The following is a 23541-nucleotide window of genomic DNA, read 5'->3' as shown; positions in this document are numbered from 1 at the left end:
GAACCAGATCGGCCGGACGGGAGACACCATGACACGTCATCTCATCTCCATCAGCGACCTGACCGACGACGACCTGCACGGCATCGTGCGGCGGGGAGCCGAGCTGAGCACCGGGGCGGCCGTACCGTCCCGGGCGCTGGCCGGCCGGATCGTCGGCATCTACTTCCGACGTACCTCCACCCGGACCAGGACCGCCTTCTCCAGCGGGGCGCTGCGACTCGGCGGGCAGATCATTGCGTACGGGCCCGACGACCTGCAGACCCGGACCGGTGAGACGGTGGAGGACACCGGGCGGGTCTTCGCCGGCATGCTCGACCTGCTGGTGGCCCGTACCGCGGACAGCCCGTCCGAGCTGCGCGCGTACGCCGGGCACGGCCGGATGGGGGTGGTGAACGCGATGACCGCCGACGAGCATCCCACCCAGGCGCTCACCGACCTGACCACCCTGCTCGTCCACTTCGGGCGGCTGGAGGGGCTGCGGGTCCGGTACGTCGGCGAGGGCAACAACACCGCGACCGCGCTCGCCCTGGCCCTGACCCGGATCCCGGGAACCGAACTCGACCTGCGCACCCCGCCCGGGTACGGGCTGCCGGCCGGGCTGCTGCACACGGCGACGGAGCAGGCCCGGCGGTACGGTGCCCGGATCTCCGAACGGCACGACATGACCGAACTGGGCGACGGGGTCGACGTGGTCTACACCACGAGGTGGCAGACCACCGGCAGCAGCAAGGCCGACCCGGAGTGGCGGCGGGTCTTCGCCCCGTTCCAGGTCGACGACGCGGTGCTCGGGGCCAGCCCGAAGGCGGTGTTCATGCACGACCTGCCGGCACACCGGGGCGAGGAGGTGACCGCGTCGGTGCTGGACGGCCCGGCCAGCATCGCGTTCGGCCAGGCGGAGAACAAGATGCACAGCGCGATGGCGGTCCTGGAGTGGTGCGCCGCCGGCGGGTGGACCCGGTGAACGGAGCGCGTGCCAGCGCCGGGTGCTCCGGCAGGCAGCCCGGCCCGGCCCACGGTGGGCGGGCGGCCGCCGGGTGCTCCGGCCGGCGGTGGTCGCGGTGACCTCGTCGGTGGCGGCCGGCTCGGCGGCCCGCCCGGAGCCCGGCGCCGAACCGCCGCTGCGGCGCAACCGGGACTTCCTGCTGCTCTGGGTCGGTGCCGGCTTCGCTGTGCTGGGGGCGCGGATCACCGCGATCGCGTACCCGCTGCTGATCCTCTGGCAGACCGGCTCGATCACCGGAGCCGGGCTGGTCAGCACCGCCGCCCTGCTGCCGATGCTGCTGGTGCAACTGCCGGCCGGTCTGCTGGTGGACCGCTGGGACCGGCGCCGGCTGATGATCGCCGCCGATGCCGGCTGTGTACTGGTCACCGCCACCGTCGCGGTCGCGGTCTGGGCCGACCTGGTCTGGGTCTGGCACCTGGTGGTGGTCGCCTTCGTCCAGTCGAGTCTGGCCATCGTGCACCAGCTCGCCGAGCGATCGGCGGTCCGGAACCTGGTCACCCCCGGCCAACTGCCCGCCGCGCTGAGCCAGAACGAGGCCCGGCAGCGCGGCGCGATGCTGCTCGGCCGGCCGGCCGGCGGCGCCCTGTTCGAGCTGGTCCGCTGGGCGCCGTTCCTGGCCACCACGCTGGCCCACCTGGTTTCGCTGGTGTCGCTGCTGCTGATCCGCCGGCCGTTCCAGTCCACCGCGCCGGCCGGCGTCCCGGGCACCGCCCGGACCCTGCGGGCGGACCTCGTCGAGGGGATCGGCTGGGTGTGGCGCCGCCGGTTCCTGCGTACCGTGATGATCTTCATCGCGATCAGCAACATCCCGTTCGAGGGGCTGGCGCTGGCCGTGATGTACGTGGTCAAGCAGGACGGCGGTTCGAGCGTCGTGGTCGGCCTGCTCGCCGGGGTGAGCGGGGTGGGCGGCCTGCTCGGCGCGCTGGGCGGCACCTGGTGGCTGCGCCGGCTGGACCTGCGGGCGGTGGTGATCGGCGGCCTGGCCGGCTGGGCGCTGGTCATGCCGGCGATGGCGTTCACCCGCGACGTCTGGGCACTCGGTGTTCTTTTCGCCGCGATGAGCTACATCGGCGGCGTGTTCAACGTGGCCGGCGGGATCTACCTGGTCCGGATCACCCCGGACGCGCTGATGGGCCGGGTCGGCGCGGTCGCGACGCTGCTCGGCTCGGGGACGAACTTCCTCGGCCCGCTGCTCGCCGGCTACCTGCTCGCCGCGCTGCCGGTCGCCACCGCCGTGCTGGCGCTCAGCGGGGTGATGGTGGTGCTGGTCGCGGTCGCGGTGCTCAGCCCGGCGGTCCGGGCCGTGGTCGACACCCCGGAAGGCCGTCGGCTGAGCTGACCGGGGCCATCGGGGAATCAGCCGCCGGTGTAGGCGACCCGGACGTTGCCGTCCCCGGCCTGCGCGTCGATCCGGCGGGGCGCGGTCGGCTCCTCCCGTACGCTCACCGTCCGGGTTCCGGACCTCGCGCTGGCGTGCAGGTTGTAACCGTCCGGCGGCGGCACGGCGACGGTGATCCCGCCGGAGCCGGTCCGGACCAGCACCGTGGTCGGTGGCGTCGCGAAACGCAGCGCCACGTCACCGGCGCCGGACCGGGCCTGCACCTGGGGCGAGTGCAGGTCGGCCCCGTCGATCCGGCCGGAACGGGCGTCCAGCCGCAGGTCGCCGGCGACGTTCTCCACCCGTACGTCGCCGTTACGGCTGTGCAGGGTCAGTGGGCCGGTCACGTCCCGGACCGAGACGGTCCCGGAGCCGGTCCGCACCGTCACCGCCACCTCCGGCGGCACCTCGATCCGGTACGCCACCGCACAGCCGGGCAGCCGTGGCCGCGTACCGCAGTCGGCGGTGACCGACAGCCGGCCGTCGGCGTGCTCCTGCCGGACCACCGGCCGGCCGTACGACCAGGTGAGCCGCTGCTCGACGGTGGCCCGCCCGGGCGGGCCGGTGGTCACCTCGGCGCTGCCGTTGCCCAGCTCGACGGTGAGTTCGGTGACCGTGCCCTGGTAGCCGGTCCGCTCGGTGACCGTCTGCCGGGCCAGCCAGGACCAGGCCGACACCCCGCCGGCCAGGACGGTGACCACGGCCAGGGTGTGCCCGAACGGCCGCCAGAACCCGGCCATCACACCTCCCGCAGGAAGTGCAGCACGGCGAGCACCCGCCGGTGGTCGGCGTCGGCGGCGGCCAGCCCGAGTTTGGCGAAGATGCTGTTCACGTGCTTCGCCACGGTGCTCTCGCTGACCACCAGCGCGGCGGCGATGCCGGCGTTGGAGCGGCCCTGCGCCATCAACGCCAGCACCTCGGACTCCCGCTGGGTGAGCCGCTGCAGAGGGTTGGCCCGGGAGCGGATCAGGATCTGCGAGACCACCTCGGGATCCAGCACGGTGCCGCCGGCGGCCACCTGCCGCAGTGCGGCCAGGAACTCGGCGACGTCCGCGACCCGGTCCTTCAGCAGGTAGCCGACCCCACGGGTCGGCCCGGAGAGCAGTTCGGCGGCGTACCGCTCCTCGACGTACTGGGAGAGCACCACCACCGCGGTCTCTGGAAAACGGGCCCGTACCGTCAGCGCGGCCCGCAGTCCCTCGTCGACGAAGGTCGGTGGCATCCGGACGTCCACCACGGCCAGGTCGGGCCGGTGGTCGGCGACCGTGGCGAGCAGGCCCTCGGCGTCGCCGCTCGCGCCGACCACGGTCTCCCCGGCCGACTGCAGCAGCCGGACCAGCCCCTCCCGGAGCAGGACCGAGTCCTCGGCGATCACGACCCGCACGGCAGCTCCACGGTGATCCTCGTCCCGCCGCCGAGTGGGCTGGTGATCTCCAGGGTGCCGTCCACCGAGGCCACCCGCTGGGCCAGCCCGTGCAGGCCGGTACCGATACCGGGCCGGGCACCGCCCCGGCCGTCGTCGCTGATCTCCACGTGCAGCCGGTCGGCCCGACGCTCGGCGCTGACCACGACCCCGGTGGCCCCGGCGTGCCGGGCCGCGTTGGTCAGCGCCTCGGCGACCACGAAGTACGCCACCGCGCCGACCGCCGGTGGTGGTCGGTCCGGCAGGTCGACCCGGAGCCGGACCGGGACCGGGGCGCCGGCGGCCAGTCCGGAGAGCGCGGCGTCGAGCCCCCGGGCGTCCAGCACCGCCGGATGCAGGCCCCGGACCAGCCGGCGCAGTTCGGCGAGGGCGAGCTTGGCGTCCTCGTGCGCCCGGACGATCTCGGACCGCACCGGCTCCGGCAACCCGGTGGCCTCCTGGCGCAGCATGCCGAGGTTCATCGCCAGCGCGGTCAGCCGCTGCTGCGCGCCGTCGTGCAGGTCCCGCTCGATCCGGCGGCGTTCCGCGTCGGCCGCGTCCACCAGCGCGTTCCGGCTGGCGGTGAGCGCCTCGACCCGGCGGCTCAGCCGCTCGGTGCGGCTCGGGCCGAGCAACGCGCCGGCGGCCCGGGTGTCCCACGCGACCAACCGGATGGCCAGCCAACGTACGGCGAGGCAGCAGACCAGCCCGGCGCCGGTCAGCGCGGTCAGGATCACCGGCTCACGCGGACTGAGTCCCAGCACGTTGCGGTCCGGCAGCGTCCAGGCGTACGCCCAGACGGTGGTCAGGGAGAGTCCGACCGCCCAGCCGACCGCGCAGACCAGGAAGCTGACCGGGGCGAGGACCGCGGCGGCCAGGTGGTAGCCGAGCTGCCGCCAGGTGGTGGCGGCCCGGGCCTCGGCGAGCACCCGGCCGAGCCAGCTGGGCGCGGCGAACCGGTCGGCCCGGGGCGGCACCGTCACCCCGAGGCACTCCGCGAACCGGGCCCGGTGCCACCGGGTGAACAGCCGGACAGCGGCCAGCAGCACCCCGAGGGTGGGCAGGCCGAACAGCGGCAGTACGAGCAGGGCGGGGGCGCTCAGCACCGCGATCGGCAGCCCGGCCGCCAGGTGGGCGGTGCCGCGCCAGGCGGCGTACCAGCCGTCGGCGCGCAGTGCGGCCCGGAGCAGACCGTCGGACCGGGCGGCGTACGCGCGGCCGGCCGGCCCGGTCGGGGCGTAGCTGTCCGGAACCACCTGACCACCATAGGCAGTCCGGACCGGGGTGACCATCCGGTCAGGACCCGGACCGGTATGGAACCTGGTACCCAGAGGAAGACGGATACCGCCGCTACCGACTTTCGGTCTTCCGACCGGAAAACTCGACCGCATGGTGGCACGTATAGGACGTTTCTGTTACCGGCACCGACGCCTGGTGCTGATCGGCTGGCTGGTGGTGATCGTGGCCGGCGGGGTGGCCGCCGGCCCGGTGCTCACCAAGGTGGGATCGACCCGGGCCGTCCAGGGCACCGAGTCCGACGACGCACAGCATGTACTCCGCGCCGAGGCCGACCACGGCCTGCGGATCGTGACCCTGGTCGACGGGATCGACCCGGGCGGCGGCGCCGACGCCGCCGCGCTGGCCCGGGCCCGCGCCGACGTGGCCGGCCGCCCCGACGTGACCGGGGTGACCGGACCGGTGGCGGCCCGGGCCGGCGACGGCGCCAAGGTGGTCGTTACCCTGGACCGGTTCGAACGCTCCGAACGGGAGGCCGAGACGGCCGCGCTGGAGGCGGTCCAGGACCGGTTCCGGCAGCTCGAGACGGAACTGCCGGGCGCCACGGTCCGGTTCGGCGGCGCCGACCTCGTACCCCGACAGGCCGGCGGGGCCTCGCAGAACGATCTCACCCGGGCCGAGATCCTCGCCCTGGGCCTGACCCTGATCGTGCTGATCATCATCTTCCGGGGCTTCGCCGCCGGCAGTGTGCCGGTGATCGCCACGATCGCCACGATGACCGGCGCGTTGATCGTGGTACTCGCCTTCTCGTACGTCGTCGACCTGGACAACACCGTACTCAGCGTGGTGTCGCTGCTCGGGCTCGGCCTCTCCATCGACTACGGGCTGTTGCTGGTCTCCCGCTACCGGGAGGAGTTGGCGGCCGGTCTGGCACCTCCCGACGCGCTCGGTCGGACCTGGGCGACGGCCGGACGTACCGTCGCGTTCAGCGGCCTGACCATCGTCTTCGCCCTCGCCGGCCTGCTGCTGTTCGACATGCCCCGGCTGCAGGCGATGGGTGCGGCCGGCATCTCCGCCGCGCTGCTGGCGATGTTCTCCGCGCTCACCCTGACCGCCGCGCTGCTGCGGGTGTTCCGCCGGTTCGTCAAGCCGTCCCGGCGGGCGGTCCGCCTCACCGCGCTGGCGGCCGAGCGCGGCCAGTCCCGCGACGAGGTGGAACGGGGCTTCTTCAGCCGGGTGGCCCGGCTCGCCCAGCGCCGGCCCCGGCTGGTCGTCCTCGTCGTCACCGCGTTGCTGCTGATCGCCGCACTGCCGGTGCTGACCCTGTCCAGCCGGCTGCCGCAGCTCGCCGGCCTGCCCCGCAGCATCGAGTCGGTGCGGGTGGCGGACGAGCTCAGCGAGCGGTACGGGGAGAGCACCTTCCCGGCCGTCCGGGTGCTGGCCCGGACCGACCCGGCCACCCTGGGCGCCTGGGCGCAGCGGTGGCGCGACGACCCGCTGGTCTCCCGGGTCGCCCCGGCCGAGGCGGAGGGACCGAACCTGGCCAGCGTGGCGATCGACGTGCGCGGTGACAACCAGTCCGACGCGGCCCGGGACCTGGCGCTGCGGATCCGGGCGGACCGGCCGCCGGGCGTACAGAGCTGGGTCGGCGGGGACGCGGCGATCCTGCACGACCTGATGGTCCGGATCGAGGCCGGGCTGCCCCGGGCGATCGGGCTGACCGTGCTGGTGATGGTGCTGCTGCTGTTCCTGATGACCGGTTCGCTGCTGGTGCCGGTCAAGGCGGTGCTGATGAACGTGCTCTCGCTGGCCGCCACGTACGGGGTGCTGACCGCGATCTTCCAGCACGGCTGGCTCGCCGGTCCACTGGACACCCTCACCATCGGCGGGCTGACCCCGTACCTGATGGTCACGGTCTTCGCGTTCGCGTTCGGGTTCTCGATGGACTACGAGGTCTTCCTGCTCGGCCGGATCAAGGAGTACGTCGACGCCGGCCGGGACACCGACACCGCGGTCCGGCACGGGCTGCAGCGTACCGGCGGGGTGGTGACCGCCGCGGCGCTGCTCATGATGATCGTGTTCGCCTGTTTCGGCGCCGCGCAGGTCGGCGACATCGAACAGATCGGGGTGGGCCTGTTCGTGGCCATCCTGATCGACGCGACGATCGTGCGCTGCCTGCTGGTGCCGGCGACGATGACGCTGCTCGGCCGCTGGAACTGGTGGGCACCGGGACCGCTGCGTCGCCTCCACCGGCGGGCCGGGATCCGGGAGGGCGGGACGGTGGTCCCGGCCGGGCACCGGGACGCCGCGCTGACCGGCCCGGCCGCCGGCCGGTAGCCGCGGAGTCGGCCGGCGTCCGGGCCGGGGCGTCGGCCGGCCCCGACCCGGCGTGCCGGCCGACAGCGGCCGAGCTGCCCGGCCACCCGTCCGTGATCCCCCGCACGGGCGCGGTGGCCGGGCCCAGCCGGTGAAACCGCCGGTCAGCCCCGGTGTTGCGGCTGGACACGGCGGTATAGCCCGGGTATAGGAGAGGCCCCCATGCTGCCCTCAGCGTCATCGACGTGTCGTGTCGTCTGGCGGAGAGGGACAGAACATGGCTGGCGTAGACACCTGGGCTCCACTGGAGATTCACCCGTTCGACGTCGCGGCGGAGCCGACGGCGGAGGGGCTGCGAGGCTTCCTCTCCGACACCGCGAAAATCGACGAGCTGCTGGTAAACGAGAAGGCCCTGGTGTTCCGCGGTTTCGGGATCACCGAACAGACCCTCGACCCGGTGCTGGACCTGGCGCTGCCGAACCGGCTGGCGTACGTGCACGGCAACACGCCGCGCACGAAGGTGGGCGACAACGTCTACACCTCCACCGAGTACCCGGCCGAGTTCACCATCTCGATGCACAACGAGTTGTCGTACGCGCACACCTGGCCGGCCCGGCTGATGTTCTTCTGCCAGCTGGCCGCGACCACCGGCGGGGCCACCCCGGTGGTGGACGGCGCCCGCTGGCTGGCGGCGCTGGACCCGCAGGTGCGGGCCGCGTACGCGGACGGGGTCTGCTACCGGCAGAACCTGCACGGCGGCCGGGGTTTCGGCAAGAGCTGGCAGGACACCTTCGAGACGAACCGCCGCGACGAGGTGGAGAACTTCCTCGCCCCGACCGGCGCGACCTGGGAGTGGCGCTCCGACGGGAGCCTGCGGATCAGCCAACTCCGTCCGTCGACGATCCGGCATCCGGTGACCGGGGTCGAGGTCTGGTTCAACCAGTCGGACCAGTGGCACCCGGCGTCGCTGGGTGAGGACACCGCCTCGGCACTGGCCCAGATCCTGCCCGAGGACGAGCTGCCGCAGTACGTCACCTTCGCCGACGGCACCCCGATCCCGCCGGAGTACGTCATCCAGGTGCGCGACCGTGGTCTGGAGGTCGCGGTCAACGTGGACTGGCGTGCCGGCGACCTGCTGCTGATCGACAACATCCTGGTCGGGCACGGTCGACGGCCGTTCACGGGTGCCCGCCGGGTGCTCGTGGCGATGTCGGACTGAGCCGGTGTCCGCCATCAACCTGCGGCACGACACCCCGGGGTCCCGTGACGGTACGTCCTCACGGGACCGCCGGCGTGGGCCGGACAGCCGGCACGCCGGCGGCCCCGACCACCACGCCGCCGGCGGTCCCGACCCCGACGTCAGCCGGGCCGGCGCCGTCGACCGTCACCACGCCGGCATGGAACGGCTCGAGCGGGCGCTCGGCGATCCGCGCGACCCGGCCGGAATCTTCTCCTACGCCGGCGCGGTGGCGCTGGACGAGCGGGGCGGGTTCCCGGACCGGGCCTGCCGCAGGCTGGACGAGCTGGGCCTGCCCCGCAGTTACGTACCGGCCGCGCTCGGCGGCGACCAGGCCGACTCCGAGCAGCTTCTGCAGGTGATCCGGGTGTTGTCCCGGCGGGACCTGACCCTGACGATCGCGCACTGCAAGACCTACCTGGGCGCGGTCTCGGTGTGGCTCGCCGGGACGCCGGAGCAGGCCCGCCGGCTGGCCGGTGAGGTGTCCCGGGGCGCCGTGGTGTCGTTCGCGCTGACCGAGCGGGCACACGGCAGCGACCTGCTGGCCGGCGACGTCTCCGCGACGCCCGGTGACGACGGCGGCTACCGGGTCGACGGCGAGAAGTGGCTGATCAACAACGCCACCCGGGCACGCTGGATCTGTCTGCTCGCCCGTACCGACCCGAAGGGCGGGGCGCGCGGCTTCAGCCTGCTCCTGGTCGACAAGGAGGCGCTGCCGGCCGGGGCGTACCGGTGCCTGCCGGACGCGCTGACCCACGGGGTGCGGGGCGCGAACATCAGCGGCATCGGGTTCCACGACGCCCGGGTGCCGGCCGACGCGGTGGTCGGGCCGCCCGGCACCGGCCTGGAGATCGCGCTGAAGAGCTTCCAGATCACCCGTACGCTCTGTGCCGGTATGTCGCTCGGGCTGGCCGACCGGGCGCTGCGGATCGCCACCGACTTCGCGGTGGCACACCGGCTGTACGGCCGGGCGCTGGTCGACCTGCCGCACGCCGGCCGCACCCTCGCCGAGGCGTACGCCGACGGCTTCGTGGCGGAGGCGGTGGCGTTGGTCTCCACCCGGGGCATCCAGGCGCTGCCCGGGGAGCTGAGTGTCGCCTCGGCGGTGGTGAAGTACCTGGTCCCGACCCGGACCGACCGGACCGTCGCCGAGCTGGGGCAGGTGCTCGGCGCCCGGGCCATGCTGACCGAGGGGTTCGCCGACGGCGGCTTCCAGAAGACCCAGCGGGACCACCGGATCGTCGGCATCTTCGACGGCAACACCACGGTCAACCTGAACGCCCTGATCAACCAGTTGCCGCAGTTGGCCCGCCGGTACGCCACCGGCACCGTCGACCCCGGGCTCGTCGCCGCCGCCACCCTCGACGCGGCACTGCCCACCCTGGAGCCGTCGCGGCTGGCCCTCACCTCGCGGACCGGGTGCAGCCTGGTGCAGGGGCTGCCGGCGCTGCTCGACGAGATGGCCGCCGACGCGGGGCTGCCGGACGGGCTGCTCGGGCAGCTCACGCAGGTCCGCGGCATGGTGGACGAGCTGCATGCCCGGATCGGCGCGTACCGGCCGGCGGCCCGCCAGGTGCCGGCGGAGGCGTTCGACCTGGCCCAGCGGTACGCGACCTGCTACGCCGTCGCCGCCTGCCTGCGGCTGTGGTGGCACAACCGGTCCAGCATCGGTGGTCCGACCGCCGGGCTCTGGGCCGACGCGCTCTGGCTGCGGGCGGCGCTGTCCCGGCTCCTCGACGACCTGGCACCGGACCTGGACCGTCAGTTCGCCGACGGCGAGCTGTACGACCGCCTGCTGCCGTGGCTGCGTGCCCAGCACCGCGACCACCGGCTCTTCTCGGTGCTGCCCTGCCGGCTCGGCGAGCAGACCGGCGCGGGGCCGGGGGAGGGGACGCCGTGACCCCGCCGCCGACGCCGGTGCGGCAACCGCCGGCCGGGCCCGACCTGGAACTGCTGCTCGGTGACCCGACGCAGACCGCCAACCCGCTCGGGTACGCCGCGCTGGTCGCCGCCGACGAGCGGGGCGAACTCTCCACGGCGGGGGAGCGGGCCCTGCACGACCACGGACTGAACGCGGAGTTCGTCCCGGCGGCGCTGGGCGGACGGCTCGTCGGCGCGGACCACCTGATGCGCCGGCTCCGCGCGGTCTTCCGCCGGGACAGCGCACTCGCCATCGGGTACGGGCTGACCAGCCTGATCGCCTCGGTTCCGGTGTGGACCTCGGGGCGGCCCGCGCAGCGGGCCCGGCTCGCCGAGCTGCTGCTCGCCGGTGGTCGGGCCGCGGCCTGCTACACGGAGCTGCCGCACGGCACCGACTTCGGTCGGGCCGAGTTCGCCGCCCGGGCGCAGGCCGGCCGGCTGGTGCTGACCGGGCGCAAGGACCTGGTCAACAACGTCGCGCGGGCGGACCTGTTGCTGCTGTTCGCCCGGACCGACGACCGCCCTGGCAGCCGCAGCCACTCGCACCTGCTGCTGGACCGGTCGACGCTGCCACCGGACCGGGTCACCTTCGGCCCCCGGTACCCCACCTCCGGGGTACGCGGCTGCCAGCTCGGCGGGGTGGCCTTCGACAACTGCCCGGTCTCCCCGGACGCCGTCCTCGGCGAGGCGGGGACCGGCATCGAGACGGTGCTGCGCGGCTTCCAGGTGACCCGCAGCGTGCTGCCCGGCATGGTGGTCGGCTCGCTGGACACCATGCTGCGGACGGTGACCCGGTTCGCGCTGGACCGTCGGCTCTACGGCGCTCCGGTGGCCGACCTGCCGCAGACCCGGGCCGTGCTGGGTGGGGCCTTCGCCGACCTGCTGGTCGCCGACTGCCTGGCCACGGTGGCCGTCCGGGCGCTGCACGTGCTGCCGGAGCAGGCCCCGGTGCTCGCCCCGGCGGTCAAGTACCTGGTGCCGAAACTGCTGCAGGACGCGGCGTACCAGCTCTCGGTGGTGCTCGGGGCGCGCGGCTACCTGCGCGAGGGCGACTACGCGATCTTCCAGAAGCACCTGCGTGACCTGCCGGTGGTGACCCTGGCCCACGCCAGCTCCGCGGTCTGCCTGGCCTCGATCATCCCGTCGCTGCCGGTCCTGGCCCGACAGGCGGGGGACGGGCCGGGGGAGGTATCGGACCAGCTGTACCGGTGGGAGGAACCGCTGCCGGCGCTCGACTTCGCCGGCCTGCAGCTCGCCGCCCGCCGCGACGACGTCTGCGCCGACCTGCGCGCCGCGCACCGGGAACTGGCCGGGACGGGGGAGCCGCACCGGCTCACCGGGATCTTCGTCGCCGAGCTGGACCGACTGCGGGAACGTGCCCTGGCCCTGCCGCCCCGGGACCGGACGGTGACCGCCGGCCGACCCGGCTTCGCGCTCGCCGCCCGCTACACCGTGCTGCTCGCCGCCGCCGCCTGCGTCGGTGTCTGGCGGCACGCGCCGGCGGCCTCGTTTCTGGCCGAACCGACCTGGCTGGTCACCGCGCTGACCCGGCTGGCAGACCGGCTGGGCGCCGACGGCGGGCAGCGGTGGAGCACCGGGGCGGACGCCGAGCGGTACCGCCGGCTCTGCGCCGAACTGTCCGACCGGGTGGCCGACGCCCGGTCGCTCGACCTGGCCGACCGGCGGCTCGCCGGCTGAACGGCCCCTCACCGAACGGAGTCAGCGCCATGTCCGACACCACCATCTCCAGCACCCCGGCGGTGGCCGGGTGGCTCGCCGAGCGGGTCGCATTCTACCTGGAACGGCCGGCCGACGAGATCGACCCGGACGCCCCCCTGGTGGAACTCGGGCTCGACTCGGTGTACGCGCTCACCCTCTGTGGCGACATCGAGGAGCGGTACGGCCTCGTCGTGGAGCAGACCCTGCCCTGGGACTACCCGACCGTCAACGCGTTGGCCGGGCACCTCAGCGGGGTGCTGGCCGGGCGCTGAGCCCCCGACGGCCGGATATAGAAGCGCGATAGGCGCCGATCGCAGGATCGAATCGGCCCATGGCTGTGGCTTATGAACCAGCGGGATGGGCCTTCGCGTCGGAGTCGACCGGACCCGGCAGTGCTGAGGGGTAGGCCTGTGGCGACACAACCGCTAGACGGAATTCTCGCGACGATCGGGAACACACCACTTGTTGAACTGCGTCGGTTGTACCCGGACACCGACACCCGCGTCTTCGCCAAGCTCGAACGCGCCAATCCCGGTGGCAGCATCAAGGACCGCTCGGCGCTGAGCATGCTGCTGGACAGGGTCAGGTCCGGTGAGCTGGCGGCGGGCCGGTCGGTGGTGGTCGAGTCCAGTTCCGGCAACCTGGGGATCGGGCTCGCCCAGATCTGCCGCTACTTCGGGCTCAGGTTCATCTGCGTGGTGGACGCCAAGACCACCGAGCAGAACCTCAACATCCTGCGGGCGTACGGCGCCGAGCTGGAGGTGGTCACCGAGCGCGACCCGCTGACCGGGGAGTACCTGCCGGTGCGGATGCGCCGGGTACGGGAACTGCTCGCCGAGCTGCCGCACGCGTACTGGCCCAACCAGTACGGCAATCCGCTGAACCCCCGGGCACACGAGAAGACCATGCGGGAGATCGACGAGGCGTTGGACGGGCGGGTCGACTACCTGCTCTGCGCCACCAGCACCACCGGTACCCTCAGCGGCTGCGCCCGCTACGTACGCGAGCACCGGCTGCAGACCGAGGTGGTGGCGGTCGACGCGGTCGGCAGTGTCCTGTTCGGACAGCCGCCCGGCCGCCGGCTGCTGCCCGGACACGGCGCCTCGATCCGGCCCACCCTGCTCGATCCGGCCGACGCCGCCGAGGTGATCCACGTCAGCGACCTGGACAGTGTGGTCGGCTGTCGGCGCCTGGTGATGCGCGAGGCGATCCTCGCCGGCGGCTCCTCCGGGGCCACCGTGGCCGCGCTGGACCGGTTGATCCGACGGGTGCCGGCCGGCGCCACCTGTGTCCTCATCTTTCCGGACGGGGGCGACCGTTACCTGGGCACGATCTACTCCGACGCCTGGGTCAACCAGCACTTCGGCGAGGTCGGCCACCTGTGGAAGGAGCCCGCACCGGTCCCGGTCGGGGCGGTACGGGCGGCGGGAGCGGACGGATGCTGATCCTCGGACACGACGACGTACGGGCCCTGCTGGGTGGGGCCGAGCGGGAGATTCTCGACCTGGTCCGGGAGACGTACCGGCGGCACGAGGAGGGGCGGACGACGGTGCCCTTCTCGACGTTCCTGCGCTTCCCGGACTCGGAACGCAACCGGATCATCGGTCTGCCGGCGTACGTCGGCGGCGCCGAGCCGACCGCCGGGATGAAGTGGATCTCGTCGTTTCCCGGGAACCTGGCGCTGGGCCTGGAACGCGCCAGCGCGGCGATCCTGGTCAACTCGATGCGTACCGGTCGTCCCGAGGCGCTGGTCGAGGGCTCGGTCATCTCGGCGAAGCGGACCGCGGCCAGTGCCGCCCTCGCCGCCGACCTGCTCACCTCGGCCGCGCCGCCGCGCGGGGTGACCCTGTTCGGGTGCGGCGTGATCAACCGGGAGATCCTGCGTTTCCTCCGGGTGGCGCTGCCCTCGCTCACCTCGGCCACGCTCTACGACACCGACCCCGACCGGGCGGCCGAGTTCGCCCGGCGCTGCCCGGAGGTGGCACCGGGGATCGGTGTCGGGGTCGCCCGTGACGCGGCGGAGGCGCTCGCCGCGCAGCCGCTGGTCTCGTTGGCGACCACGGCGGTGCACCCGCACCTGGACCTCGCGGAGTGCGGGCCCGGCAGCACGGTGCTGCACGTCTCGCTGCGGGACGTGTACCCGGAGGCGGTGCTGCGGACCACGAACGTCGTCGACGACGTCGACCACGTGCTGCGCGAGCGGACCTCGCTGCACCTGGCCGAGCAGCTCACCGGCGGTCGCGACTTCGTCTCCGCCACCATCGGGCAGCTGATCGTGGGGTCCGTGCCGGTGCCGAGGCAACCGGACCTGCCCGTGGTCTTCTCCCCGTTCGGCCTCGGCGCCCTGGACATCGCGCTGGCCGACCACGTACTCCGCGCGGCGCGTCGGCTCGGCGCCGGCGTCTCCGTACCCGGATTTCTTCCCGGTGAGGTGCCCGCCGCGGCGGGCACCGGTCCGGTGGCATGAGGAACAGCCCGAACCACGAGGGAGGCGGCAGGATGGCCGACGAGGAGAACGAGAGTACGTACCGGGTGGTGCTCAACGAGGAGGAGCAGTACTCGATCTGGTGGAGTGACCGCGAGCTGCCCGCCGGTTGGCGGGCCGAGGGGACCGTTGGCACCCGCGAGCAGTGCCTGGCCCGGATCAACGAGGTGTGGACCGACATGCGCCCGGCGAGCCTGCGGTGGCGGATGGCCGAGTCCGGGGCGGTCTGACGCGCGCGGCGGGCCGAGGTACGACCGGTGGGTGGCCCGGACGGGGAGGTCCGTCCGGGCCACCTGCGTGCTGCCGCGACGGCGCCGGCGACGGGCGGCGCCCGAGTGGTGACTCGGGGGTGCCCGGCCGCCGGCGGTGGTGGTCTCAGCCGGCCCGGGCCGGCCGACCCGGTTCGGACCAGCTCGGTGCCGGACGACCGATCGCCCCCTCGGCCAGCCCGGTCACGTCGAAGAACGACCGCAGGACGTCCGCGAGGTCCCAGGCAGCCTGGTGCCGGCCGGTGGCCGAGGCCTGGTGCAGCAGGCCCACCAGTACGTCACGCTCGCCCTCGAACCAGTTCCGGGCGGTCTCCGCGGCGATCGACTCGGCGTACGAGCCGGGCCAGCCGACTCTCGGCCCGACCAGCCCGGGAACGCTGAGCAGCTTGCGGGCCTTCAGCGCGCGACCGAGCCAGCCGTCCAGGCCCCGGTCGATCGCCATCCGTCGCCGCTCCCGGTTGTCCTCCCGGAACGCCTGCTCCCGGGCGAAGACCGAGACCAGCGGTTGGAACCGGTAGCGGGGCCGTCCCTGGTACACCAGGCCGACCTCCAGCAACTGCGCGTCGACCAGGGTCTCCAGGATCTCCTCCACGCGGCGTTCCGGCCGGCCGAGCATGGCGGCCGCGGCCCAGGCCGGGAAGTCCGGGATGTCGAGCAGGGCCATCTGTCGGAACGCCTGGCGGCTCAACTCGTCCAACCGCTCGTACGACAGGTGGAGGCTGGTGCGTACGTCCAGTTCGCCGCAGCGTAGCTCGTCCAGCCGGCGGCTCCGGTCGGCCAGCCGGACGGCGAACCGGTCGAAGCTCCAGGTCGGCTTGGCGGCGATCCGTACTCCGGCGATTCGGACCGCGAGTGGCAGACCGGCGCAGAGTTCGACGATCCGCTGGGCGGGACGGAGTTCCATGGCGACCCGTTGCGGGCCGACGATCGTGCGGAGCAGCCCGAGCGCCTCGTCCGCCGCCATCGGTTCCAGGCGGGTCACCTGGGCGCCGGGTGGGGCGGAGAGCCGGGTCCGGCTGGTCACGATGACCCGGCAGCCCGGTCCGCTGGGCAGCAGCGGACGTACCTGTACCTCGCTGGCGGCGTCGTCGAGCATCACCAGGGTCCGCTGCCGGGCGAGGTGGCTACGGTAGAGCTGGATCCGTTCGTCCAGTGAGCACGGTATGGCCAGTTCGTGCACGCCCAGGGCGCGCAGGAACCAGCCGAGCACCTCGAACGGGTTCTTCGGGTGCGGGCCCATCCCGTCCAGGTCCACGTAGAGCTCGCCGTCCGGGAAGTCGCGTCGGACGAGGTGGGCCACGTGCACCCCGAGGGCGGTTTTGCCGACTCCCGCCGCACCGGTGATCAGGATCGGCGCCGGCAGGTTGGCGGCCCCGGCCGCCGGTGGCCGGAGTGCGGCGGTGAGGTGCGAGACCTCGGCGGCCCGGCCGGTGAAGTCGACGGTACGCGGCGGAAGCATGGCGGGTCCGGTGTCCGCCCAGACCGCGCTGACCGGATCCCGGCTGCCGCCGCCGGCCCGTCCCCGGTCGAGGTCGCCGGTGAGGATGGCGTGGTGGACCGCGTTCAGCGTGGCGCCGGGATCCACCCCGAGTTCTTCGGCGAGGATCCGCCGTCCCTCCTGGTAGACGGCGAGTGCCTCGGCCTGGCGGTCGCACCGGTAGAGGGTGGTCATCAGCTGCGCGCGGAGGCGTTCCCGCATGGGGTGCTCGGTGACCAGGGCGCTGAGTTCGGTGACCAGCGGTCGGTGCCGACCCAGCGCCAACTCGGCCTCGATGCGACCCTCCAGGGTCAGCATCCGGGCCTCCTCCAGGTGCGGCAGTTCGGCGTCGGCGAGGTACTCGGTGACGTCGGCGAGGGCCGGTCCCCGCCAGAGCGCGAGGGCCTGGCGGAAGTGGTCCGCCGCGGTCTCGAAACGTCCGCCCCTGAGGTCGGCCTGCCCCTGCCCGCTGAGCCGCTCGAACTCGTCGTAGTCGAACCGGGCCCCGCCGATCCGCATACAGTAGCCGGGGCGCTGCCGGACGATCTCGACGGACGGACCGAGATACTTCCGGAGCCGGGAGATGTAGGTGTAGATCTGGGCGTTGATCGTGCTCGGCGGGTGCCAGCCCCAGAGCAGTGAGCTGAGCCGGTCGTCGGAGACCAGCCCGCCGCGGGCCAGCAGCAGTGCGGTCAGCACGGTCCGCTGTTTGGAGCCGTCGAGGGTGGCTTCGCCGCCGTCGTCGCCGAAGACCTTCACCGGGCCGAGGATGGCGAATCGCAGCTGTCGCTCCGTCGCCGCCGTTGTCTCAGCAACCGGACGGATCGGCATGGCCGATCACCCCACTGTCCACTGCCGGTGACGACGGTCGCACCCGTCGTCCGTCTCGTGTGGAAGTTCCACCCGGGTTAATCAATTGTCTGCGTACCGTTCGCCGCATCGCTTTCCCCCCGATAAAGCAATATAGATTGTCGCGAATCTAATGACGTCGTGTGCGGGTGTCAAGGTCATCCCGATTTTCGGAAGTCGGCCGGTCCTGGTCTATCGGACACCCGACACTGGCGATAGTGCGTCTGACGTCAAGCGGCGCGACCGCCCGTAATGCCGGCCAGGTGGCTCGCTATATTACTGACAAGTTTTCTTTCCTGTGGGTGCAGATAGAAGTGCCCGCCCGGCAGGACGTGGACCGTGCAACCGGCGGTGGTGACCTCCGCCCAACTCGCCATGTCGTCCGGCCGGTACGCCGGGTCGGCGTCGCCCAGGTATCCGAAGACCGGGGTGCCCACCGTCGGCGGCCGGTCCGGCCGGTAGGTCTCGATGAGTCGGTAGTCGGCGCGCAGCGCGGGCAGCAGCAGCTCCCGTAGGTCCGGATTGTCGTATACCGAGGCGTCCGCCGCACCGAGCGCGCGTACCTCGCGCACGAGTGCATGGTCATCCTGTCTGTGCAGTTCACCGTGGTTGGTTCGGGCCGGCGCGGGGCGTCCGGACAGGAACAGGGCGACCGGGCGGACGCCGTGCCGGGCCTCCAGTCGGGCGGCCGTCTCGTGGGCGATCGCCGCTCCCATGCTGTGGCCGAACAGGGCGAGTGGCCGGTCCGCGTACGGCAGCAGTGCCGCGCAGATCCGGTCCGCCATCTCGTCCATCGTGGTGATGCACGCCTCGGCCAACCGGTCCTGTCGTCCGGGGTAGCACACCGCGAGCACCTGTACGCCCTCGGGTAGCAGTGGCGGCCATCCACGAAAGGCGGTCGGCACCCCGCCCGCGTGTGGCAGGCAGATCAGCCGGAGAGTCGGGTTGTCGACCCGGTGATACGCGCGGAACCACACGTTGTCGGATATTCGGACGACCTGATTTGTGGGCACAAACGTCACTTCCCCCCAGCTTTCGGCGCGATATGTGAGAGGCTTTCACAAGCATCCGTCGCGGCTCCCGGAGGCGGTTCCGCGAGGACCTTCCGTCGCTTCCCTCGGGCGGGGACAGCGTAGCCAACCGGTTCTCCCGGACGGTCCTCCGAGGACGCTTATGCGGTCATTAGCAAAATGAATTGCGACCGGTAAGGGTCTTGTGTCCGGTGCGTAGAGGGTGTCCGTCCGGTTAGCCGGGTGTTGCGGTCCGGTGACCGTGGACGGTTCCCGGTGATCCGGACGCGGTGACCGTGAAACGTCCCGTAACCGCTGTTGGTGACGGTGATGGCGGCCGATCCGTCCGCCCCGGCGGTGACCCGCCGGAGCCGACCCGCCGCCGCCGGCCCGACGAACGGCGAACCGGGGTCAGCGATTCGCGAAACCGATACGGAGATGCCGCAGGTTTCACCACATGAAACCGGGAGGGCTTGTGTCTCCGGCTCGTCTGATGTAGACGCGGCAGGCGGCGGCGTGGCCCGGCGGTGTCCCGGCCGGCCTATAGGAAACGTATAGCCACCGATCCCAGGCTCAGTGTCGTCGGTACCCCGGTCCCGGGGTGCACCGCACCCGTACCCATTCCCACGGAGGCGACATGACCAGCGCGAACCCGACCGTCACCCTCGACGACGAGCAGCGGCGGCAGATCAAGGACATCGTCTGCGAGATCCTCGAGATCGAGCCGTCGGAGGTCACCGAGACCAGCCTGTTCAAGGAGGACCACGAGGCCGACTCGCTGCGGGCGATCGAGATCCTGGCCGCGCTGGAGCGGAGCCTCAACATCACAATCGACCAGGCCGAGCTGAGCCGGATGGTGAACCTGGCGGGGGTCTACACCGTCGTCACCGAGGCCTCGGCGCGCTGATCGCGGCCGGACGCCCGCGGGGACTCCCATGAGCAGATCTTCGATCGACGCCGAACCGGCCGCCCGACGGGTCGTCATCACCGGCATCGGCGCGGTGACCAGCATCGGCACCGGCGTGCCCGAGTTCACCGCCGGGCTGCGGGCCGGGCGCAGCGGCGTACGGCCGATCACCGCCTTCGACACCAGCGGTTACGCGTACGCCAACGGGTGTGAGGTGGCCGGCTTCGAGCCGGACCGCTGGATCCACGAGCAGAAGGTCGACGAACTGGGCCGGGCGAGCCAGTTCTCGGTCGCGGCGGCCCGGATGGCGGTCACCGACGCCGGCCTGACCCCGGCCGGACTGCGGGACCGGCGGACCCTGGTCTCGGTCGGCACCACCGACGGCGAGTCCCGCGACCTCGACCAACTCGTCGGCCAGCAGGTCGCCGCCGGCCCCCGGCAGTTGGATCCGGTGCTCGCCCGGCGGGCGGTGGCCGGCCGGCTCTCCGCCGGCATCGTCCGCGAACTCGGCCTGGTCGACGTGGAGGCGGTCACCATCCCGACCGCCTGCGCGGCCGGCAACTACGGCGTCGGGTACGGCTTCGACGCGATCCAGTGCGGTGACGTCGACGTGGCGCTCTGCGGCGGTGCCGACGCCCTGTGCCGCAAGACCTTCACCGGCTTCTACCGGCTGGGCACCATCGCCCCGGAGTTCTGTCAGCCGTTCGACCGCAACCGCAAGGGCATCCTGACCGGTGAGGGCGCCGGACTGCTGCTGATGGAGAGCCTCTCCTCGGCGCTGGACCGGGGCGCCCGGATCTACGCCGAGGTGCTCGGCTACGGCCTCAGCTGCGACGCCCACCACCCGGTGGCACCGGACCGGGACAGCATCGCCCGATGTATCCGACTGGCCCACCGCAACGCCGGGATCACCGCCGCCGACGTGGACTTCATCTCCGCGCACGGCACCGGCACCAAGGCCAACGACGTCACCGAGGCCGGGGCGATCCGGGAGGTCTTCGGCGCCGACGTACCGCCGACCATCTCGATCAAGGCGATGATCGGGCACACCATGGGCGCGGCCAGCGCGCTGGCCACCGCCGCCTGCGCGATCGCGCTGACCGAGGGTTTCATCCCGCCGACCGTCAACCACGTGGAGACCGACCCGGCGTGCGGGCTGGACTGCGTACCGAACGAGGCCCGGCCCGCCCGGCTGGACGTGGTGCAGAACAACGCGCTCGCCTTCGGCGGCAACAACGCGGTGGTCATCCTCGGCCGGTACCCGACCGGCGGTCCGGCATGACCCGGCCGGGCGCCGACCCCGGCGTCCTGATCAGCGGTGCCGGGGCGGTGGCGAGCACCGGTGCGGAGAGCGGGGAGATCTACCGGGCGCTCTGCGCCGGCCGCAGCGGCCTGGCCCCGCTGCGCGGCTTCGACCCCTCCCGGTTCCGGGCCACCCACGCGTACGAGATCGACGACCGTCCGGCCCCGGGGGTGGACGAGCCGATGCGGGCCACCCGCTGGCTGCTCGAGGCGGTGGCCGCCGCCCTGCGGGACGCCGGGCTCGACGAGGACCTCGGCGACATCCCCGTGCTGGTCGGCACCACCCTGCGCGAGTTGCGCTCGGTGGAGCTCAGTTGGCGGGACCGGACCCCGGTCGACCCACGGCACCTGCACTTCGGCGCGGCCCTGCGCCGACGGTTCGGCGCGGTCGACACGCACACCGTGGCGAACGCCTGCGCCGCCTCGCTCTACACCCTCGCCCTCGGGGTGGAACTGCTGGCCGCCGGACGCGCCGACACGGTGGTGGTGGCCGGCACCGACACCATCACCGAGAGCACGTACGGGATGTTGGACCGCTGCTACCCGGAGGCGCCGGACCGGGTGCGGCCGTTCGACCGCAACCGCCGGGGCATGCTGCAGGGGGAGGGCGCGGCCGCGGTCGTGCTGCGCCGGGAGCAGGCCGGCTACACCGGCCCGGTACTGGCCCGGCTGCGCGGGGTCGCGGTCAACTGCGACGCGTACCATCCCTCGGCTCCGGACGCCAAGAGCATCGCGCTGGTGATCCGGGAGGCGCACCGCCGGGCCGGAGTGGGCCCGGCCGAGGTCGACCTGGTGATGCTGCACGGCACCGGGACGCCGCTGAACGACGAGGCGGAGGCGGAGGCGATCCGGGACGTCTTCGGCAGCCACGCCGGCACCCCGCTGATGACCGCGATCAAGTCGATGCTCGGGCACACCGCCGGTGCCTCCGGCCTGCACAGTCTGCTCACCGCCGCCCACGCGCTACGGGCCGGCCGGGTGCCGCCGACCCTCGGGATCACCGACCCGATCGACGAGATCGCCGACTTCCGGCTGGTCCGGGACACCGCGGTCGCCTCCGGTGACGCCCTGCGGGTGGCGCAGGTCGACTCGTTCGGGTTCGGCGGCCTCAACGCCGTCGCGGTACTGGAGAAGGTGGCCTAGGTGGACGTGGTGGTCAGTGGTCTCGCCGCGGTCGGTGTCGGCCTCGACTCGGTGGCCGACCTGCTCGCCGGTACGCCCGGCGGTGGGCGGCCGGCGACCGGCGGTGCCGGTCCGGACACCACGCCGGACGGCGGCGCGCCGGACGGCACCGCCCGCCCGGCGGACCCGACCCGCCGGCTCTCCGGGCGGGGGATGCGCTACAAGGACCGGGCCACCAAACTGGCGCTGCTCGCCGGACGGGACGCGCTGACCGACGCCGGCCTGCTCGCCGACGACCTGCTCACCGTGCCGGGCGAGTCGGTGGGGGTGGTGGTCAGCACCAACTACGGCAACGTGGACACGGTCTGCGAGGCGGTCGCGACCATCGCCGAACACACCTACCTCGGCACCAGCCCGATGGCCCTGCCGGCCACCTCCAGCAACGTGACCGCCTCCTGGCTCGCGATCACCCACGGCCTGCGGGGCGCCAACCTGACGCTGTGCAACGGCGCCACCTCCGGGCTCGACGCGGTCTTCTGGGCCGGCCTGCTGATCCGGTCCGGTCGGATCCGGGCCGCGCTGGTCGTCGGGGTCGAACCGGTGAACGACCCGGTCCGGTACGTCGTCGGGGGTGGCGACCCGGCCGCCCGGCCCCGGCTGCTCGACGGTGCGGCGGCGGTGGTGCTGGAGTCGGCCGACGCGGTGCGGGAACGGGGCGGGACGCCCCGGGCCGCCCTCGGGCCGTACGCCCGCCGGGCCGAGCCGGCCGCGGCGGTGGCCGCGGTCCGCGCGGTCGAATCCCGACCGGTCGGTCTCTGGTATCCGCCCGGCCCCGCCCCGGTGCCGAACACCGGTGCCATCCCGCACGCCGGGGACGGCCCCGCCACCCCGGACGGGCCGGTCTGTGCTGGCGTCCGGCCCGACGAAGGCGCGCCGGCCGCCCGGGTCGACGACCTGACCCGCCGGTTCGGCGAGTGCTCCGGCGCACTCGGCGTGCTCCAGTGCGCCGCCGGCGCGGCCTGGCTCGCCGACCACCCGACCGAGGCGGTGCTGGCCACCGCCGGCACCGGCGACCGGGGCGGCGAGGACGCCGCCGCCGCGTTGATCCTCACCCCGGCGGGTACGCCGTGACGCCGTTGCCGGGCTCCGACACCCGGCTGCTCACCGCCGTCCGGTCGGCACCGCCCCGGGCCCTGCTGCTGCCCGGACTGGCCGGCAGCCCGGCCATCTGGCGGCCGTTCGCGCAGCGGGCCGGCAGGTGGCTGGAGGTCGAGACCGCCGCGCCGCCGTGGGCTGGTCCGGCCGGCTGGGCGTACGAGACCGACCCCGGCCGGTACGTGCGGGACGCGGTACGGGCCCTGCCCCGGCCACCGGACCTGCTGGTGGCGCACTCGTTCGCCGCCACCCTGGTGCTGGACCTGATCAGTCGGGGCGAGCTCGACGAACCGGTGGCCCTGGTGCTGGTCTCGCCGTTCTACCGGCCGAGCCCGACCGCCTTCGACTGGCGCACCATCGCCGGCTACCTCAACGGCTTCCACACCATCCTCGACGAGGGGCTGCGGGTCGGCTCCGGCGGGCGGCTGGCCGACGACGTACGCCGGGCGATGGCGCGACAGGTGCGGGAGCGGGTCGGGCCGTACGGCTGGGTCCGGTTCTTCGACCTCTACCTGCGTACGCCGTTCATGGACCTGACCCGGGTGCACAACCCGCTGCTGGTGGTCACCGGGGACCGCGACTTCGCGGCCGGTGCCGACGACGGCCGGACGCTGGCCGGGGCGGTACCCGGCGCGCGGTTCGAACTGTTCGACGACTGCGGTCACTTCGCCATGGCCGAGCAGCCGGACCGGTTCGCCGCCCTGCTGCACGAGTTCGTCGAAACGCTGTAGTCACCCGACCACAGACACCTTCC

At 73.2% G+C, this 23541-nt stretch carries 20 protein-coding genes; 15 read left to right on the top strand and 5 right to left on the bottom strand.

The features are described 5' to 3' along the window. Positions 1-28 precede the first annotated feature (28 nt). Positions 29-961, top strand: coding sequence for an ornithine carbamoyltransferase (locus tag ABGB21_RS22015; RefSeq protein WP_347679268.1), 933 nt, complete (start codon positions 29-31; stop codon positions 959-961). A 22-nt stretch (positions 962-983) separates the two neighbouring features. Then, positions 984-2342 carry an MFS transporter gene (locus ABGB21_RS22010; protein ID WP_347679266.1) on the top strand — a complete coding sequence of 453 codons (1359 nt, stop codon included), beginning with the start codon at positions 984-986 and terminating at the stop codon, positions 2340-2342. Between the two features lie 17 nt (positions 2343-2359). Here the strand turns inward: ABGB21_RS22010 and ABGB21_RS22005 are convergent, their stop codons facing one another. From ABGB21_RS22005 to ABGB21_RS21995, 3 genes are read right to left on the bottom strand one after another with little or no spacing between them, the layout of a single operon-like run. Further along, positions 2360-3121: a DUF4097 family beta strand repeat-containing protein gene (locus ABGB21_RS22005; protein ID WP_347652550.1), complete on the bottom strand. Its 762-nt coding sequence runs from the start codon at positions 3119-3121 to the stop codon at positions 2360-2362. Beyond that, complete coding sequence (locus tag ABGB21_RS22000) at positions 3121-3765, bottom strand: response regulator transcription factor (RefSeq protein WP_347652549.1); 645 nt, start codon at positions 3763-3765, stop codon at positions 3121-3123. Before ABGB21_RS22000 ends, ABGB21_RS22005 begins: the two co-directional genes overlap by 1 nt. Further along, positions 3753-5039 (bottom strand): sensor histidine kinase, encoded by a 1287-nt coding sequence (locus ABGB21_RS21995; RefSeq protein ID WP_347652548.1) that lies wholly within the window; start codon positions 5037-5039, stop codon positions 3753-3755. The genes ABGB21_RS22000 and ABGB21_RS21995 overlap by 13 nt, the downstream gene beginning before the upstream one ends. Before the next feature lie 133 nt (positions 5040-5172). Between ABGB21_RS21995 and ABGB21_RS21990 the strand changes: the two genes are divergently transcribed. The 8 genes from ABGB21_RS21990 to ABGB21_RS21955 all read left to right on the top strand — a co-directional run bounded on the left by ABGB21_RS21990 (position 5173) and on the right by ABGB21_RS21955 (position 14926). After that, entirely contained in the window at positions 5173-7356 is a 2184-nt protein-coding gene (locus ABGB21_RS21990) for an MMPL family transporter (protein WP_347652547.1), read from the top strand. Between the two features lie 256 nt (positions 7357-7612). Beyond that, positions 7613-8554, top strand: coding sequence for a TauD/TfdA family dioxygenase (locus ABGB21_RS21985; RefSeq protein ID WP_347652546.1), 942 nt, complete (start codon positions 7613-7615; stop codon positions 8552-8554). Between the two features lie 4 nt (positions 8555-8558). After that, positions 8559-10472 (top strand): acyl-CoA dehydrogenase family protein, encoded by a 1914-nt coding sequence (locus ABGB21_RS21980; protein WP_347652545.1) that lies wholly within the window; start codon positions 8559-8561, stop codon positions 10470-10472. After that, complete coding sequence (locus ABGB21_RS21975) at positions 10469-12190, top strand: acyl-CoA dehydrogenase (protein ID WP_347679264.1); 1722 nt, start codon at positions 10469-10471, stop codon at positions 12188-12190. The genes ABGB21_RS21980 and ABGB21_RS21975 overlap by 4 nt, the downstream gene beginning before the upstream one ends. Before the next feature lie 29 nt (positions 12191-12219). Further along, on the top strand, positions 12220-12483 hold the full coding sequence (locus ABGB21_RS21970; protein WP_347652543.1) for an acyl carrier protein: 264 nt from the start codon (positions 12220-12222) through the stop codon (positions 12481-12483). A 162-nt stretch (positions 12484-12645) separates the two neighbouring features. Then, a complete protein-coding gene (gene sbnA / locus ABGB21_RS21965; RefSeq protein ID WP_347652645.1) occupies positions 12646-13656 on the top strand; it encodes a 2,3-diaminopropionate biosynthesis protein SbnA in 1011 nt (336 codons plus the stop codon). Next, positions 13650-14678, top strand: a complete 1029-nt coding sequence (gene sbnB, locus ABGB21_RS21960; protein WP_347652542.1) for a 2,3-diaminopropionate biosynthesis protein SbnB — start codon at positions 13650-13652, stop codon at positions 14676-14678. Before sbnA ends, sbnB begins: the two co-directional genes overlap by 7 nt. 32 nt (positions 14679-14710) lie before the next feature. Beyond that, positions 14711-14926, top strand: coding sequence for an MbtH family NRPS accessory protein (locus tag ABGB21_RS21955; protein ID WP_347652541.1), 216 nt, complete (start codon positions 14711-14713; stop codon positions 14924-14926). A 145-nt stretch (positions 14927-15071) separates the two neighbouring features. Here ABGB21_RS21955 and ABGB21_RS21950 read toward each other — a convergent pair whose 3' ends face one another. Continuing rightward, on the bottom strand, positions 15072-17273 hold the full coding sequence (locus tag ABGB21_RS21950) for a BTAD domain-containing putative transcriptional regulator (protein ID WP_347652540.1): 2202 nt from the start codon (positions 17271-17273) through the stop codon (positions 15072-15074). A gap of 248 nt (positions 17274-17521) precedes the next feature. Beyond that, positions 17522-18268 (bottom strand): alpha/beta fold hydrolase, encoded by a 747-nt coding sequence (locus ABGB21_RS21945; protein ID WP_347679262.1) that lies wholly within the window; start codon positions 18266-18268, stop codon positions 17522-17524. 670 nt (positions 18269-18938) lie between these two features. Between ABGB21_RS21945 and ABGB21_RS21940 the strand changes: the two genes are divergently transcribed. The 5 genes from ABGB21_RS21940 to ABGB21_RS21920 are packed head-to-tail and all read left to right on the top strand — an operon-like array spanning position 18939 to position 23518. Beyond that, complete coding sequence (locus tag ABGB21_RS21940; RefSeq protein ID WP_347652538.1) at positions 18939-19208, top strand: acyl carrier protein; 270 nt, start codon at positions 18939-18941, stop codon at positions 19206-19208. A gap of 28 nt (positions 19209-19236) precedes the next feature. Next, positions 19237-20490: a beta-ketoacyl-[acyl-carrier-protein] synthase family protein gene (locus tag ABGB21_RS21935; protein WP_347652537.1), complete on the top strand. Its 1254-nt coding sequence runs from the start codon at positions 19237-19239 to the stop codon at positions 20488-20490. Further along, the gene (locus ABGB21_RS21930) at positions 20487-21653 is read left to right on the top strand and encodes a beta-ketoacyl synthase N-terminal-like domain-containing protein (RefSeq protein WP_347652536.1); all 1167 of its coding nucleotides are present in this window, start codon (positions 20487-20489) and stop codon (positions 21651-21653) included. Before ABGB21_RS21935 ends, ABGB21_RS21930 begins: the two co-directional genes overlap by 4 nt. Next, the gene (locus tag ABGB21_RS21925) at positions 21654-22763 is read left to right on the top strand and encodes a beta-ketoacyl synthase N-terminal-like domain-containing protein (protein WP_347679260.1); all 1110 of its coding nucleotides are present in this window, start codon (positions 21654-21656) and stop codon (positions 22761-22763) included. Next, positions 22760-23518, top strand: a complete 759-nt coding sequence (locus tag ABGB21_RS21920) for an alpha/beta fold hydrolase (RefSeq protein WP_347652534.1) — start codon at positions 22760-22762, stop codon at positions 23516-23518. The genes ABGB21_RS21925 and ABGB21_RS21920 overlap by 4 nt, the downstream gene beginning before the upstream one ends. The last annotated feature ends 23 nt before the right edge of the window (positions 23519-23541 follow it).

The organism is Plantactinospora sp. B24E8 (assembly GCF_039871735.1).
Taxonomy (GTDB): domain Bacteria; phylum Actinomycetota; class Actinomycetes; order Mycobacteriales; family Micromonosporaceae; genus Plantactinospora.
Note: the sequence above shows the minus strand (reverse complement) of the source record. Positions and strands in the feature narration are given on the sequence as shown.